Origin of the sequence: Novosphingobium anseongense, assembly GCF_037482895.1 — a bacterium.
In the GTDB taxonomy this organism is placed as follows: domain Bacteria; phylum Pseudomonadota; class Alphaproteobacteria; order Sphingomonadales; family Sphingomonadaceae; genus Novosphingobium; species Novosphingobium anseongense.
The window spans coordinates 1-334 of the sequence record NZ_JBBHJZ010000023.1; the positions used below are offsets into that span (position 1 = coordinate 1).

Annotated in this window: 1 protein-coding gene; it reads right to left on the reverse strand. The window is 63.5% G+C overall.

From position 1 onward, the window contains the following. A partial coding sequence (locus WG901_RS23775) for an ArdC-like ssDNA-binding domain-containing protein (protein WP_339589625.1) occupies window positions 1-334 on the reverse strand: 334 nt, incomplete at both ends.

The following is a 334-nucleotide window of genomic DNA, read 5'->3' on the forward strand; positions in this document are numbered from 1 at the left end:
GGCCTGCGAACCTCCGATACGAATTTCAAGACCGCATCGGGCGACGATCTCCTCCAAGCCCATCCGCTCTCCGCACGAGGCCCTGGTGATGAGTGGGGCCGAAAACCGAGGGGGAAGCACATCACACTGCGCGATGTTGAACAAGGTGCAGCGCATGACCTCATCGCGCGGCGCCTCGCCCTTCGGGCCATCCGGGCGCCAGTTTGGCTTTTCAAATGCCGGGCCCCCTAGAAAGCAGGCGGCGATACCCCGCTCACCTCGGCGCACCGTTCCACCAACCGCGCGGGCTTGTTGGAAGGTGAGCCAACGATGATCGACGTAGCCTCGGTCAATG